This window comes from Paenibacillus sp. FSL R5-0345 (assembly GCF_000758585.1).
GTDB lineage: Bacteria > Bacillota > Bacilli > Paenibacillales > Paenibacillaceae > Paenibacillus_AQ.
The window spans coordinates 2,533,255-2,548,578 of sequence record NZ_CP009281.1 but is presented as its reverse complement, the minus strand read 5'-3'; the positions used below and the strand labels follow the sequence as shown (position 1 = coordinate 2,548,578).

Below are 15,324 nucleotides of genomic sequence, written 5' to 3'. Positions count from 1 at the left end.
AATTTCAACTTCCATGTGTAAACTAGCAAGTTTTTGTAATTATTAAACGAAACTTTGTTTATTGGTTGAACAATCTAGATATTTGGTGTTACTGTTAACAGGTATCTCCCTGTAGCACAATCATTTCATTTGCAAGCGCATCCATAATAAGTGAACCTTACAAAGCGAGGATGATCCATATGGAAAAGAATAACGATTTCATTGCAAGCGAACAGATTGAAGGTCCGAAGGCTCCAAAGGACCCGGCTGATCGTAGAAACGGCTTTTTTGTACTGTATGAAACAGCAATTGAAGCAACAGCAAGAGCTGAAGGCAAACCGTCTCAAGAAGTTTATCTGGAAGGTAGCTATCTGATCGACAAGACCAGATTTATAGGCGGCGTCACAGATGATGCAATTCTGGAGCTTCTGGGGAGCAGTGCAGGCTTTCGCAAATTAGTCCACAGTATCGGTGTATCCGTAAGAAGGACTAACGCGCAGGAAGATCCAGTCACTTTTTTATTGCAGCACTGGGGCAAAACTAGTAAATATGAAACCGGCAGTTATTTACGTGTACCTTGCCCAGCCGACGGTTCAGAGATTATTTTGAGATTAGCAGATTGTCCGGGTTCTGAAGAAGATGATGTGCTCGGAAAATTTGCTTTTGAATTTAATCTCGCAGGCGAACTGGCGATTGCGAGTGTTATTTTTTATTTGCATGACGGTTATTCTGTTCCAGAGCTAATCCTTGAACCACCAGTTGCTTTTGAATCGAATGAGTACCAAAAGATTATTACACAATCCTTGCTGCACGCTGGCAATAATAAAAGATTAAAAACTGCCATAAATAAAGCTATAAAGGGCGAGGAAGTCACGATCGCTTATATTGGAGGTTCCATTACTCAAGGAGCCGGTGCTAAGCCGATACACACAGAATGTTATGCCTATCAATCGTATTTAAGATTTAAAGACTTATTCGGCACAAATGGTGGCGAGAACATCCATTTTGTGAAGGCTGGGGTCGGCGGAACACCCTCCGAGCTTGGCGTCATCCGTTATGAAAGAGATATTCTTAGAGACGGTTCCGTAACACCGGATATCGTGGTCGTGGAATTTGCCGTAAACGATGAAGGAGATGAAACGAAGGGCAATTGTTTTGAAAGCCTATGCTTAAAAATACTTTCCGCCGATCATCAGCCAGCCGTAATCCTTCTGTTCAGTGTGTTTATGAATGACTGGAACCTGCAGGATCGGCTCTCCCCCATTGGCCGACATTATAATCTTCCTATGGTTAGTGTAAAGGATGCCGTATCCGAGCAGTTCCGCCTGAGTAAAGCTGAAGGCAACATCATCTCTAAACGGCAATTTTTCTATGATATCTATCATCCGACAAATGAGGGGCACCGGGTAATGGCTGATTGTCTCGCTTATTTATTCACCGAAACCCATAAATCACTAATGAATGAAGATGAGATCTTATTGGATCAACGCCCGGTCATCGGGAATGATTTTGCCGGAACCCTCCTGCTGGATCGAACAAACTATATTGACGCAGGTAAGATCGAAGTAGGCGGATTTTCGGGGATCGATACCGATTTGCAGCGGGTAGAAATGGATACCGACTCTCACGGCACTCCGGAATTCCCTCATAATTGGATGCATTCAAGGGCATCAGGGGAACAAAGCTTCAAGCTGACAATAACGAGTAGAAATCTCATCCTCGTATATAAGGATTCCGGCAGCAGCGAATTCGGCAAGGCGGATATTTTCGTAGACGGCAGCCTTGCCGTTACTGCTGATCCTCACGTGAACAACTGGACACATTGCAATCCGGTAATTCTATATCAAAACGAAGCTAGCGGTGAGCATCAGATAGAAATCAGAATGGTGCCCGAAGATCAGGAGAAGTGTTTTACTATACTAGGCTTCGGTTATACCCTTTAATCAGTTGCACCAGTCACAAGACAGCTCCGATGTATTCTTCATCGGGGCTGTTTTTATTGTATCGCTTGGAATTTTGTCCATTTCCCACTGATATACCGTCAAATAAACAAAGCACCTTTGATCAACCAGTCACAATAAACCGCGATCCACGTTGCAAACATATCCATATGAAACCCATATGCTAGTGCATAACATAATGAAAAACCCGCTCAATAAGCGGGTTATCGCTGTCATATGGACAGAATTGCTCTCACTCTAGCTCAGTTCCAATCCCGTTTTCTCTCGCTTTATTCACATAGTACACCGCTGTAGCGATATCGAAGACGGCCATCCCCATTGGGCAGAAGAGAATCGGTTCATCTTCGCCGAATTCAGCCAGGCTGTGGCGTAAGACGACATCGGTAATCATCCGGGTGTCGGCACGGGTCAGTCCTTGTTCCAGGTGGAGCTGTTCGATGTCAGTATTCTCGCGGCACACTTCATCCCAATCGTCGACGATTATGGCTTTTACTAAAGCTAACGCCTCAGGCTTATAATCACGCAGTGAAACATTCAGCAGAAGACTCCCTTTTTCAGGAGGAAGATTGATATACCGATGTTCTGATACGGTACAAGTAATAAAGATATTCGAATGCTGGTAAACGTCTGTCCACGTCTCTGCCACTTCCATCCTATCTCTGTAAAGTGATGTGACCGCTGATAAATCAACACCCTTGATATCAAAAATTCGGATACGCTCGATACGATCTCCGTACAGAGCCGTAACCATTTGACAATGATACTGCCCTATTGGCCCCCAACCGATAATCCCGAGATGAATCTGTTCCACAGAATGCGCCTGCAAAAAGTAACGGATCATTACTCCGCTAAGGGAAGCAGTCCTTATAATACTGGGAAGCGGGGAGTTCAAGACGGCTGAAGGCTGACCTGTACTTGGGTCATTCAATACAATGATGCTATGCGCGCGGGGAAGATCAGCCTGAATATTATCTGGGAAACTAGAAATCCACTTTATCCCTGCGGTGTTCACCTCTCCCCCTACGTAAGCAGGCATTGCAATAATCCGGTTTTGTGGATTCTTATACCTTAGGTACGGCTTTACCGGCTGCACATAATCGCCTGAATCGATGATACCCACAGCAGTTTCTATCGACTCCACAAGAGCAGGCCAATCTACACCTACTGATTGTATATCTCGATCATTTAAGTACAGCATACCGTCGCCTCCTTGCGAAATAGATTCTTTGTTGTTACAACTCAGCGTTATCGCTAACTTCAGTCCAAATCTCCCGGCCGAACTGGCTCTGAATCCATGAGTCTGAGTATACAGTATCGAGGTAGCGCTCTCCCTTATCATGCAGAATGACAGCGCAGACAGCTCCCGGGGTCAAATCCGGCTCCATCTGCTTCACGGCGGCAATGATTCCACCGGAGGATGCGCCTGCCAGGATAGATTCTTCCTGTGCCAACATCCGGCAACCTTTTACGATATCGGAATCCGAGACATGTACGATACGATCGATTAGATCTGTTCTGCAAAAGGGTGGCACGATGCCGGCACCCAGTCCCGGGAAGCGTCGTGTACTCTTATTTCCACCAAAAATCGCGCTTCCCTCTGCATCCACAGCCACGATCTTAGTCCGAAGTCCGTGATCTCTTACGTATTCCGCAAGGCCCCGAATGGTGCCGCATGTACTAACACTGCAAAATAAATAATCCACTCGTTCAAGTTCAGTCACGATTTCTTTCATTGTCGTATGGTAATGGGCTAAATAATTATTTGCATTCGCATACTGATTCGGCCAGTAGCTGCCAGGTATTTCCGTCAATAACTGCTGTACACGGTTCAGCCTAGCAGGAAGAAACTCACCTGTTACAGGATCGGGATTGGCGACATAATCGATTTTGGCATCCAACGCCTTCAGAATTTGCAGATTCGTTTCTGTGGTTCTAGGATCAATAACGCTGATAAAACGCATTCCTAAATATTTGCAAATCATGGCCAAGCTGATTGCCATATTTCCAGAGCTCGATTCAATGATGATACTTCCCGGACCTATGGTTCCTTCCTTCCATGCCTCATGGATCATCCGCAGGGCGGGACGATCTTTGGCGCTCCCCCCCGGGTTCATCAGCTCCATTTTTGCATAGACGTCAAACTCACTTTTATAGAACAAGCTCTTCAGCTTGATTAAGGGTGTATTTCCGATAGTCGACAAAATACCGTCAGTGAAGTCCATCTCTATGCGATCTTTATCTTTCTGGTAATATAGCTTTTTGTTCTTAACCTTTCCGCTGTCCATCGGCTCGTCTTTGCCTACTATAATGACCTCAATATCATCCAACAGATGGTTTCGAATCATCATGCCGATTTCCGGAATGCATTCTCTAATTTCCTCTTTGATTTTCGGGACAATGGTGTTATCCGCAGATTTACTTTTGAGATAAACGGTCAGTGCATTTTGCCTTACTTTGACCCGGATAATCGCATCTTCTATATGACGGTAAACAACCTGCTCGATATCGTACAGGCTGATTTTCTCTCCGTGCTTCAGTTCCCGGCCTACTCGTTTCACGATAGAACTAAAGCTCTGCTTCTCCACACCATCTATCATCACAGATCTAAAGTCCCTTATAACGTCGTAAGTAACAAAACGAATAGCTGGCAGCATTTTGCGAACCGTTGAGGTTAGAACAAGAACACTTTCGTCATTACTTAGTGGACTTAGTTCTTCGCCTATCTCCTGTGCCCCGATCCCTTCCGCAAAAATTCCATCGGCAAAAATGTACCTGTCAAAATCATGGGAATAATAAGCGATCGTACCCATTTCAATGGAGCCATACGTATCTATAATGTCGCGTGGTTCAAGACCGAACAGTCCGGCTATATTCCGTTGCCACCCTAGTGAAGCGATTTCCCCAACTAGAATAATCTTGCGGATTCCGAAAGCGCGCGGATTCTCAGCAGCATGTACGATATGATCAAGAATGGAAGGCATTGTGTACAGTAGGTCAGGCTTGAAGGTTTCAAGCTGTTCAATATGCTGTTCAATCGGCAATTCAAAGGGAATTGAACGAGGTTCCAATCCTAATTCCTCAAAAATGGACAATGCAGTATTCGCTGCATGCCCAGTCCCCATATCCGCCAAAGCTCTAACGCATCCGCTTCCCGCAATAAGATCACCAAACAGCTTCGTTTTAATATTTATATAGTGCTTATCGTCTTCCTTAGAGTAAAGTATGGCTTTTCTACGGCCTGTGCTTGTGCCCGACGTCCTGTATACGATCCAAGAAGGATCAATGGGTTGATTATAATAATAGGTATCTAGCGTTGTTGATGTCATTAGCGGAAGCTTCTCTAAGCTATAATTCGTTCTTTCGCCACCGATCAGCTCCTTATACCAAGGAAATACCTCGATTACTTCAAGCAGTTTATCCTTTAATTTCTCTTTGTCGAGCAGCATGATGGCCGCCTCCTGTTGACCGCAAGCTGCAGCCCATAGATGAATACCTACAATAATTATATGTAGATTTCTTTCAGTGTGTTCTACTGTTCGATGTTCGCCCAATCAAAAGCGGAGGCATACTCGTAATATAGCCTATGGATCTATTGAGACGGAGGGACACAATGATGAAGCAGATAAGCCGTATATCCAATAAGCTGACGAAGACAAGGGTGCTGGTTAGAAACCAAGAGTTAAATAAACATGTCCCGCTTACGAAAAAAATGGATAAGAACACGCTCTATGAAATGCTACAAAAATATAAGATGGTGTACATTAAGCCTTGCTGCGGCTCTTTAGGACAGGGCGTAATACGGGTTGAACTCACACGCGCACAATTCAGCTATCAATCCGGTACCCACGTACACAAATTTTCTGATTACGACACGGCCTATCGGGCCATCTTACGAGAGGCTCAAGGAAAGGCCTATTTAGTACAAAAGGGGATCAGGCTGTTGGTTTACGATGGACGCCCTTTCGATATTCGGGTGATGGTGCAGCGAAATTCTAAGGGTGGGTGGGAAGCAACAGGGGTTGCAGGACGCGTTGCGTATCCTCGCAAAGTGGTTACAAACGGGAGTCAAGGAGGAACAATTTATCCGATTGAGGAATTATTAAAAGGCTACACAAGCGCAGAAAATTGTAAAATATTGATCCGATCCCTGAAGCAAATTGGAGTGAAGTCCGCAAGGCAGCTTAGCACTGTCTATCCCGCACTTCAGGAAATCGGTGTGGATATTGCCTTAGATCAACGTCTTAAGCCATGGATCTTGGAAGTGAATACGGCTCCCGATCCGTGCCCGTTTACTAAACTAAAAGATACCCGTATGATTGACCGAATTGTCAGATATGCCAAGGTATACGGTCGCACATACAATCTCAAGTGCATGAAATCAAAACAGGGTATGGTGTGAAGCGCAGAAGAATCCATAGACAGCGGCGAACTGTGAATTCACAATCTACAGCTCGCCTTTTGTACCGAGGATATAGTTTCGGGGTTCATAAGATGGACGAAAAAAGACGCGAAATGCCCTCTTTAAATTTGATTATTAAGGATCTTTCTTTATAGCGTTCAGGGGTAAGCTCTGTACTCAACTGGCTATCTTCATCAAACAATTTTTGAAGTTGTTTAGCAACTTGCTCATCATACACAATTGCATTCACTTCGAAATTGAGTCTAAAGCTCCGGGAATCAATATTCATTGTTCCTACGGACGCTACTTCATCATCAACTACAATCGTCTTAGCATGCAAAAAACCATTTTCATATAACAGAATCTTCGCTCCATATTTCAATAATTCCCCGGCATATGCCCAAGTGGCCCAATAAACAAAAGGATGATCAGGCTTATTAGGGATCATGATCCGGACATCAACACCTGATAGAAGTGCAATTTTACAAGCATCCATAAAACTGCTATCAGGAATAAAGTATGGCGTTTGAATATATACACTCCGTTTGGCATTCAAGATGAGCTTAATGTACATATTTTTAAGATGCTCCACTAGCGAGTTAGGACCACTAGACACAATTTGAACAGGACTTGATCCGACATGTGCTTCCGTATTAAAAGAAAATTGATCGAAGCTTACGCGCTCATTTTTCCGGGCATGTTTCCAATCCAGAATAAATCTTCCTTGAATCTGATTAACGGAATCTCCCTTCATTCTAAAATGTGTATCCCGCCAATACCCAAACTTTTTATCTATACCTAAATACTCATTTCCCACATTAAATCCACCAATATAAGCGACTTCTCCATCGATAATACATAATTTTCTATGATTTCGATTATTCATACGGAAATTTATCGGTCTAAGCAGTGATGGAAAGAACACCTCCACTTCTCCACCAGCAGAGAGTAGTTCTTTAAAAAACTTAAGAGAAAGCCTTTTGGAGCCGATTTCGTCGTAAAGAACCCTCACTTTTACGCCTTCTTTGGCTTTTATGGTTAATTCATCTCTTAATTTTTTTCCCAAGGCGTCAGGCTGGATTATGTAATATTGAATATTAACTTCTTTCTTGGCATGTCTAATATCATCAAACAAAGCATCGAATTTTTGATTACCATCGTTGAAAATAGATATTTCGTTGTCTGTTGTCATTAGGGCATTCGATGAAACAAGGTTCATATGGATCAAATCAGCATATTTCGTGAGCAAAGGGTTATGATCCTCGCGCTGATCGTTTAATGTAGCTAATTGATGATCTACAGCGGATTGTAGATATTTCCTTTCTTCAGAAGATAGACCAAAGAAATTTTTCTTTGCTAAGTTTCGACCAAGGAAGAGATAAATAATAAATCCCAAAATGGGAATGAAATAAAAAAGCATAAGCCATGCCCATGTATAACCAATATCTCTCCTCTCAAAAAATAAAAAACCTGCAGAGAGCAATATGTTTATTATTATAACAAGTGAAAGAGTCGTCGTTACCAAGCTGCTGCTATCCATAAGGAGTTCCTGCCTTTCTTATCTTATTATTGATGTCAGTATTTCTAGTTTTGCCACAAGTCAGTTTGTCCATCGTCTGATAAATCAATACTTCTGTAAATGACTAGATAGAGTACTATAGCATAATTGTCCATCTAAGAAAACATTTGATAAAAAACCCAATAATTAAAAGATGAGACCATAAAATTTGACATACGAACAACAGCTCTAATGCAGTAGTTCTGCTTTAGAGCTGTTGCAGCGATTCTTCAATTAGCATGAGCAAATTCAATCAACTTATTGTAAATTCAGGACGATTTCTCTCCCGGAATGAGTAACAATGGTTACCGTTCCCTCGCTGAACTTAACTTTCAAATCTTGCTCAGGTGAATGCTTGAGGACCTTATCAGCTTGATCAGCCTGAATATCTAAAGCCCCCTCTGAAGGGGAACCATATACGGCCGAAACGAGCCAATGAATTCCTGGCTGAAGGGTAGTCGTCAGCATTGGCAGCACCGTCCGAGGGCGAAGCAGGTTCGTATTGGCGTTCGGCCAGACCAACTCGCCCTTCCGACAACCTAGCAAATCCTTGATTGCACTGGTTCCCCAAGCAGTGGAGGCCATCACACCAGCCAAATCGCTCTTGGATATGAATTCATTGTCATGACCAAGTGCGAATCCGCCCTCGGCAGTATCCAGTGACCGTCCAGTTTCGACTCGATGCATCCGAATATGCCAAGGAAGTCCGGCGACAACCCAGGTCTGAACCTCGACATTGGCCCACGGCTTCCAGACAGAGCGAAGCACGTTGTCCATAATCTCAGATTCTATATTCTGGCGTCTTACCCGATATAAGTTGTCTCCGTGCTCGCTCAGCGCAAGCATAGAATCGTATGCTCCCTGAGAGAGCCCCCATTCGGAGCGGGGCACGCTGAAGCCAAAGCCTGTTGAATACACGAATTTTTCGTACTTGGCCGAGGTGTGGGTATGTTCATTCGTATATAAATGTCCGCTGTTGAAGGCCGCCACATGACCGGAAGCAGGCTCGCGGATGATGACAAGGTGTGCAGGCTTCTGAATCATGACATCCGGAAGGACTGGCAGCGGCAGTTCTTCTGCCTTCCAGAACGGATGCTCTTCGCCGAGAGCCAGCGGCAGGAAAGTCTTCAACGCCCAGTACGGAGATCCGGGAGCATTGTAATTCTCCGCCATGACCAGATTTGGGTAAGCGTATCCGATGGTTAGTACACCATCGGCGTCAACAATCGGCTGGCTAAACCACCAGCGCAGGTTCCGCAGCACCAGACCTTTTACCACACCGGCAGGGAATCCTTCAACGTCTGCGTAGGCAAGGGCGCTCCAAAATGCCGACTGGGCAAAACGGTAAGTCAAACTGCGCCCATAAGGAAGTGCGGATCCGTCGGGTGCGAACCAGCTGATGAAATCGGCAGCAAACAATCGAGCTCGTTCTTTGAACACACGGGAACGTTCGGGGTCTTCCTGCTCCATCAGCTTTGCGTACAGCAGTGCATAGTAATGAATAGCAAAAGGTACGTAATAATCGCTGTGGCCGTTAATTCCGTCACTGTACCAGCCCTCGCCCAAATAGAAATCGTCCATGCGCTTCAAATTGTTCTCTAACTGCCCTTCGTCGTAGGGACGACCGATTTTGCGGAATCCGACATTGACTAGAACGTTAAAGAACAGCCAATTGCAGTCATAGCAAGGATGAGCGTTTATTTGATTCAGCCAGCGGTATAATTGATCCTGCTCCTTCGGAGCAAGCGGCGACCAGATCCTTTCCGGAATGGCTGCTAATGCGAAACCAAAGACCGCCATTTCGACCAAACGCTGGTCGTAATCCTTCACCTCTCCCCAATATTCTTCATGAGAAGGATCAGTGCCATGCCGAACGCCATCCAGCACGATGTCCCAGAGTTCGCTGTCTCCACCACCAATGAGCAGGGGTACCAAACCCCACAACACCCGCGAGAAACCTTCCATTTCAGCAGTTGCTGCCGAATAGCTCGCCCCTGTTTTACCGATTTCAAGCCTTGCGCCGCCTTTGCTGTAGTGCGCCCGAAGCGGATCCGTAAGCTGCTCAAGGGCGATCACCAGATCCACCCGAGTCTTTAACGGATTATCACTAATCCGGAAAGATGTCTTATTTGTATTCATCCTAATCACCCCCTACTCCCAATAGAACGGACCTGCGGCCTTAATCCGGGCTAGTGCTTCGACATAGAAAAAGTCACCGTAGATAAGAGGAACATCTATATTCCGGTTCTCAGGGTAGTTACTCGTACCGTGAAGCAGCAACCCTTCCTCATCCGCATTGTCCCAACTGCCATAATTCCTGTAGAGCGATTCCACGATTCTTATAGCCCCGTTCCGGTACACATGGGACTCCGAATCATCCACCTGGTCCGCTAGCAGAAGCAAACCGCTCGCCGCACAGGAACCGGCGGAGCTATCACGAATTTCGCCGACTTCACCGGGCGCGCGGAAATCCCAATGCGGAACATGATCGTCCGGCAAACGGGTCAAGAAGAAATGTGCTACCTGCTTGGCTGCATCCAGATAGCTCTGCTTGCTCGTATGATGATAGGCAAGCGCTAAACCGTAAATGGCCCAAGCCGTGCCGCGCGACCAAGCAGATTCGGGCGAATAACCTTGCCCGCCAAGCTTTTCCACGACTTCACCCGTCTCCGGGTTGAATTTGACGATGTGGTACACGGAGCCGTCCGGTCGGATAAAATGCTCAAGAACAGTATCCATATGCGCCTCAGCGATATGATGATAGCGTGGATCTCCCGATGTCTCAGAAGCCCAGAACAACAGACTGGTATTCATGCAGCAGTCAATAATAGCAACTCCGCTGTTATCTTCCCCTACACTCCATGGATTCCAAGCTCGGATATAATGTCCTTTCAGATTGAAGCGGGCTGCCAGGTAGTTGGCCGCTTTTAATGCCCGAATTCGCGACGCCTCGCTACCCGTCAACTTGTAATTTGCCACGCTTGTAAGAATCCACATGAAGCCTAAATCGTGATCCAGCTTAACATAGCCATCCAGCACCTCGTCGAGTCTCTCTTCGCAGCGCTCCGCGATCATTTTTAGACTTTCATCCCCGCTCTCAGAATAAAACTGCCAGAGCATTCCCGGCCAGAACCCTGCTGTCCACCAATTCGGCGCCTCCAGCAAATATTTCCCCCCTTGACTTGCATGTGGAAATTCTGCGCCGATCTTTCGACTGTTACATCTTGTCTTTTCAAGAGCCTTGCTCCAAGCTTCATCCAGCCAAGTTTGGTTTTCCGTAATATTCATATCAAACACCGCCTTCTTCGAATTGTTCTCTAGTTCCTTCATCATTTATATAAATTGAAAGGTGAATGCTAATTTCCCTACAGCACCGGGCTGAAGCAAATGAAAGTCGAGAGTATACCAGGCCGTTTCCCTGCCGAAATGATCCCTGTACTCACGAGCGGTAATCTCTGGCTCTACAATCTGGGCATCATAGATCACTTCAACTCCGCCGACATCAGTTCCCGGCAGCAACACAACGCCAGTACGAAGGATCTTCGGCCGACACCAGGTTACGAACCGCTCCGTCCAGCCCACTAACTTACCGTTAAACCGGTACTCGTCCGTTAACTCCAAGCGAGGACGCCGCTCCTTGTACCAAACTATAGAACGAATCAAAGATTGAAGCTCTTCCACTTCGTAAGCCTGAGACAGCTCCAGCGTCAGTTCATCCCTCACCGGAGCAGTTGACGCATACAGAACTGTAGCACTATGCTCCTTGCCAGCCTGTTGATACTGGCCGCTGATGATAGGAACCGAATGTCCCTGCGAGCCATTGCAATCATATTGATAACGGCCAGCCCCAAAATATTCAGACGTATACTCTCCACTGCCGAGATCCGCTGCATAGATTTCGCCTTCACCTAACAGAATGAACTGCCCAAGATCATTATGATTATGAGGTTCAGCGTTATGCCCTCCCTTAGCCGCGAAGCCGAACGAACTTCCTCCGGACCGATAACGCGAGACAAGCCATCCCGCATCAGGAAGATAATAACTGGCGGCTCCCCAATCCTGATCCTGTTTCTCATCGCCGGTCCTTCTCCAGATGAGATTTCGAAAAGCCGGAGCCCAGCGGCTGCAGTGATCCTTAGCGTAAGGAGCGCGAAGCACAGGCGGAGGACATTCTACTTCTGGATAGGTATCAGCTAAATAATGGGACAAGCCCATATGTATGTGAATTTGAGGCTCTGAGTCTGAGAAATTGGCGACAAAATTGCCACCGATGAAAATTTTTTGTTGGAACTGAGCGATACTTCGCACTTTGTCTGTTGCAAACCAGTCTACTTTCCCCTCACTTCTAACCCGGAGAAGATCACTATAATACGTAAAATAGCCAAATCCGTAGTTCCAGTAACTCAGACCTTCCAGGCAGGCCCCATCATCCCCGAAGCCTTCCAGATAGTAACTCATGCTTCGTTCTGTCTTCAGCAGGATATCCATTAGCGCAGCAGGATCATCCAACATCAGCAAGGCAGCTGCCCCAATCGAACCTGCACAAACTGCCGACCAATTATGCCTTGCAGTCTCCCATTCATAAGGACCACATTCAATAAATGGTCGAAATATTCTCCGCTCTACTTCATGTCTGATTCGAAATCGAAGAAGCTGTGGAAGTCGTTCTCCCAGTAGTAGTGAAATTTCACTCAGTGTAAAAGCAGTTTCCGAGGAGAACAGATCAATAAACTGATCGATATTCTCTGCATTATGATCTGAAGGAAGATGGGCTGGTAGGCACCAAGTGTACTCTTCACATATAGACCATAGTGTATTTTCCAGGTTCTCCAGAAGTCTGACATTATCCGGCTCAAGCAAGGTCATAAATACATATGTGTTCAGCCTTCTTCTCCGTTCGAAATAGACCCGTTCATATTCCAGCCTCGAACCCGTGCGCGCATAAATTGAAAAAAGCGTATCCGTCAGCTCCGGTATAGGCTGGCCGTCTAATCTCTGAGCCTCTGCGCGGATTTCGCAGATATCTTCCTTCAATAGCTCGGATAATGATGCTTGTGTCCAAAAAACATCCGAATCTCCATCAGGATAATACAAGCTCAGATTTACCGGCTTCATCCTTTCGATCATTCCGAAAAGCTCCTGTCTATTCATGCTTTCTTCCTCCTTTTGCCCCACCAGCTTAGATCTTCCTAATTGCTCAAGGCATGATCTCTCATAACATCCTCACCAGCTGCGATCCTTTGTGCCGTCCACTTCAATTCTGCTCCTGCCCAGAAAAGATCTGAAGGAAGAAGCCCCAAAGGAAGAAATACAAATGCGCATAAATAGAGACTGCCCGTATTGATATAGCTCTCAGCAAGCTCTGGCTGGTAGCCGTATACTCCCGGACGTAGCCACCCGTTCTCATCCAGGGTGCCCGGAAATTCCATAGTCCGTGTAATTACAGCAGTCAAGGCGCAGCGTACCTGCGCAGGAGAAAGCGATTCCTCAAGGAAATGCTGGAGCGCCGCCTGCGACAACAGCTGAAAAGCACCAAAACGGTAGACAATAGAGCGCCCGATAAAGGGATAAGTTCCATCCGGTGCAATCATCCGTTCCAGAACAGTTGCGTATCTCTGTGCCCGTTCCAGTATCAACGGCCGCAATTGGGAATATTGCTCCGACTCCCGTTCAAAGAGTGTCACCACATCCACCAGCATCGGCTGAATAACAAAGCTGTTGTAATAATCCCAGTGAAAGTCCTTGCCGTCACCGTATATGCCATCGCCTTTATACCAATCCATAAACATATGAATCGCATAACCAACACGCATCCGGTCATATTCAGGATCGTTGAGGATATACAAAGCCGCTTCCACCATTGCGCTGAACAGTAGCCAGTTGCTGCCGCTCGGTGCAGTCCGGCGCGTTTGCTTCAAGGCTGTTATTAAATTAACTTTGACCCGCGCATTCAGCCGCCCGGCAAGCTGCTTCGGCGCGCGCACCAACGCGTGGGCGAGGAATGCCGCATCGACCAGCGGTTGGCCTTCGGACTTAAAATCCATATAGTCAGGCGAAGATGGATCGACAGCGGCATCAATGCATTCCAGCATCAGTACGGCATAATGGGCTCTAAGCTTTTCCTCTTCACCCTCCAGCCCTTCAAGCTCTAGCCATGGGGCCATTCCACAGGCTAATCTAGCAAACGCTTCCAAATACGCAAACTTGCTCCTATCACCATGAAACTCCGCAGGCAGCCGTTCCTTTAATTTTCTCTGCGATAAAGCGTCAAGAACCGGATTCCCGATCTGTAACATCGTATCCAGCCAATATTTACGGTGTTTCGTACCAGTCATACACAATCCACCCTTCCAATTGCGTCTATTCAGCAGGTACAGACTCTCCTACTACTCTTGTTCTGACCAGCTCTATCTTGTTTTATTGCGTAATCTTCTTCTATAGTTTAGTGTTGTATTATTGCAATGTCTTTGCGATTAATGATCATTTATTGCGTTTATTGCTATCAATCTGAAAGGGGCCATCCGGATGAAACATGCCCAGTATTATCAGCCTTTCGAAGGCGACATACTGGCGGGCATCGGCAATTCACCGATCTCACCCACCAGAGATTTTCACATTCATGACCACTACGAAATCTTCCTGTTTCTTGGCGGCACGGTGAACGGATTTGTGGATCAGTACAGCTATCCGCTTCAGCGGGGCAATGTGCTCTTATTTAACAATCACGAAATACATAAAATCATCAATTTATCTCCAGAACCTTATGAACGCTTAACAATCCATTTCAAAGCTCCACTTATATATCCCTTCTGCACTGCAACCACAAATCTGCTCGCTTGTTTCCAGAACCGTCAGCCCGGGGAGCAAAATCTCGCGCAAATGGATGAAACACTGCTTTCAGAGTATACGACCCTTGCCTACCGCTTAATTGCAATTTTGGACAACCCACAATACGGCAGTGAGGTTCTGGCTCTGACTTATCTGATTCAGATCCTGGTCCTTATTAATGAGCTTTATAACCGTACCGTTACCACCATACCCAGCATTATTTCTTCACATATTCAATCGGCCATGCGCTATATCGATAACCATCTGCATCTGAATCTGTCGCTTGAGCAGATCGCCGGAGAATTAAACATCGATAAATATTATCTTAGTCACCTGTTCAAGCAACAGACCGGTGGGACAATCTACCGGTACGTCCTGCTTAAAAAGATCGCGTTATCCAAACAGCTCTTATCCGCCGGGAACTCCGTATCCGATACCTGTTATTTATCCGGTTTCAATGACTATGCAAATTTCATCCGTACTTTCAAGAACATCACGGGCATTCCACCTGGAAAATACGGCAAAAAAAGCTGATATGGCTACTAATCTTCGCCTCGCAATTCTAATCCCTTCACTGAACTTATAAAAAACCTGACAGC

General features: G+C 45.9%; 10 protein-coding genes. 3 read left to right on the top strand and 7 right to left on the bottom strand.

Annotated features, from left to right (window positions below; all coding sequences use genetic code 11):
- Window positions 1-179: 179 nt before the first annotated feature.
- Window positions 180-1,922, top strand: a complete 1,743-nt coding sequence (locus R50345_RS10950) for an SGNH/GDSL hydrolase family protein (RefSeq protein ID WP_042126461.1) — start codon at window positions 180-182, stop codon at window positions 1,920-1,922.
- A gap of 250 nt (window positions 1,923-2,172) precedes the next feature.
- Here the strand turns inward: R50345_RS10950 and R50345_RS10945 are convergent, their stop codons facing one another.
- Complete coding sequence (locus R50345_RS10945; protein WP_042126459.1) at window positions 2,173-3,138, bottom strand: ornithine cyclodeaminase; 966 nt, start codon at window positions 3,136-3,138, stop codon at window positions 2,173-2,175.
- 34 nt (window positions 3,139-3,172) lie between these two features.
- Window positions 3,173-5,491: a 2,3-diaminopropionate biosynthesis protein SbnA gene (gene sbnA, locus R50345_RS32330; protein WP_331281365.1), complete on the bottom strand. Its 2,319-nt coding sequence runs from the start codon at window positions 5,489-5,491 to the stop codon at window positions 3,173-3,175.
- 59 nt (window positions 5,492-5,550) lie between these two features.
- Here sbnA and R50345_RS10930 point away from each other — a divergent pair, with 59 nt between their 5' ends.
- On the top strand, window positions 5,551-6,339 hold the full coding sequence (locus R50345_RS10930; RefSeq protein WP_052414559.1) for a YheC/YheD family protein: 789 nt from the start codon (window positions 5,551-5,553) through the stop codon (window positions 6,337-6,339).
- Between the two features lie 85 nt (window positions 6,340-6,424).
- Here R50345_RS10930 and cls read toward each other — a convergent pair whose 3' ends face one another.
- The 5 genes from cls to R50345_RS10905 form a co-directional block, all read right to left on the bottom strand.
- Window positions 6,425-7,879: a cardiolipin synthase gene (cls, locus tag R50345_RS10925; protein WP_042126457.1), complete on the bottom strand. Its 1,455-nt coding sequence runs from the start codon at window positions 7,877-7,879 to the stop codon at window positions 6,425-6,427.
- Window positions 7,880-8,155: 276 nt separating this feature from the next.
- Window positions 8,156-10,036, bottom strand: coding sequence for a DUF2264 domain-containing protein (locus tag R50345_RS10920; protein ID WP_042126454.1), 1,881 nt, complete (start codon window positions 10,034-10,036; stop codon window positions 8,156-8,158).
- A gap of 12 nt (window positions 10,037-10,048) precedes the next feature.
- Window positions 10,049-11,185, bottom strand: coding sequence for a glycoside hydrolase family 88 protein (locus R50345_RS10915; RefSeq protein ID WP_042132071.1), 1,137 nt, complete (start codon window positions 11,183-11,185; stop codon window positions 10,049-10,051).
- Between the two features lie 45 nt (window positions 11,186-11,230).
- Window positions 11,231-13,048, bottom strand: a complete 1,818-nt coding sequence (locus R50345_RS10910; RefSeq protein ID WP_042126452.1) for a hypothetical protein — start codon at window positions 13,046-13,048, stop codon at window positions 11,231-11,233.
- 38 nt (window positions 13,049-13,086) lie between these two features.
- Window positions 13,087-14,232 (bottom strand): DUF2264 domain-containing protein, encoded by a 1,146-nt coding sequence (locus R50345_RS10905; RefSeq protein WP_042126450.1) that lies wholly within the window; start codon window positions 14,230-14,232, stop codon window positions 13,087-13,089.
- Between the two features lie 190 nt (window positions 14,233-14,422).
- Here R50345_RS10905 and R50345_RS10900 point away from each other — a divergent pair, with 190 nt between their 5' ends.
- The gene (locus tag R50345_RS10900; RefSeq protein ID WP_052414558.1) at window positions 14,423-15,259 is read left to right on the top strand and encodes a helix-turn-helix domain-containing protein; all 837 of its coding nucleotides are present in this window, start codon (window positions 14,423-14,425) and stop codon (window positions 15,257-15,259) included.
- The last annotated feature ends 65 nt before the right edge of the window (window positions 15,260-15,324 follow it).

Excerpts from the sequence above, each read along its gene's own strand:
- R50345_RS10930 (WP_052414559.1), top strand. The coding sequence starts at position 5,551 with ATGATGAAGCAGATAAGCCGTATATCCAATAAGCTGACGAAGACAAGG.
- cls (WP_042126457.1), bottom strand. The coding sequence starts at position 7,879 with ATGGATAGCAGCAGCTTGGTAACGACGACTCTTTCACTTGTTATAATA.
- R50345_RS10915 (WP_042132071.1), bottom strand. The coding sequence starts at position 11,185 with ATGAATATTACGGAAAACCAAACTTGGCTGGATGAAGCTTGGAGCAAG.
- R50345_RS10950 (WP_042126461.1), top strand. The coding sequence starts at position 180 with ATGGAAAAGAATAACGATTTCATTGCAAGCGAACAGATTGAAGGTCCG.
- R50345_RS10920 (WP_042126454.1), bottom strand. The coding sequence starts at position 10,036 with ATGAATACAAATAAGACATCTTTCCGGATTAGTGATAATCCGTTAAAG.
- R50345_RS10905 (WP_042126450.1), bottom strand. The coding sequence starts at position 14,232 with ATGACTGGTACGAAACACCGTAAATATTGGCTGGATACGATGTTACAG.
- R50345_RS10900 (WP_052414558.1), top strand. The coding sequence starts at position 14,423 with ATGAAACATGCCCAGTATTATCAGCCTTTCGAAGGCGACATACTGGCG.
- R50345_RS10910 (WP_042126452.1), bottom strand. The coding sequence starts at position 13,048 with ATGAATAGACAGGAGCTTTTCGGAATGATCGAAAGGATGAAGCCGGTA.
- R50345_RS10945 (WP_042126459.1), bottom strand. The coding sequence starts at position 3,138 with ATGCTGTACTTAAATGATCGAGATATACAATCAGTAGGTGTAGATTGG.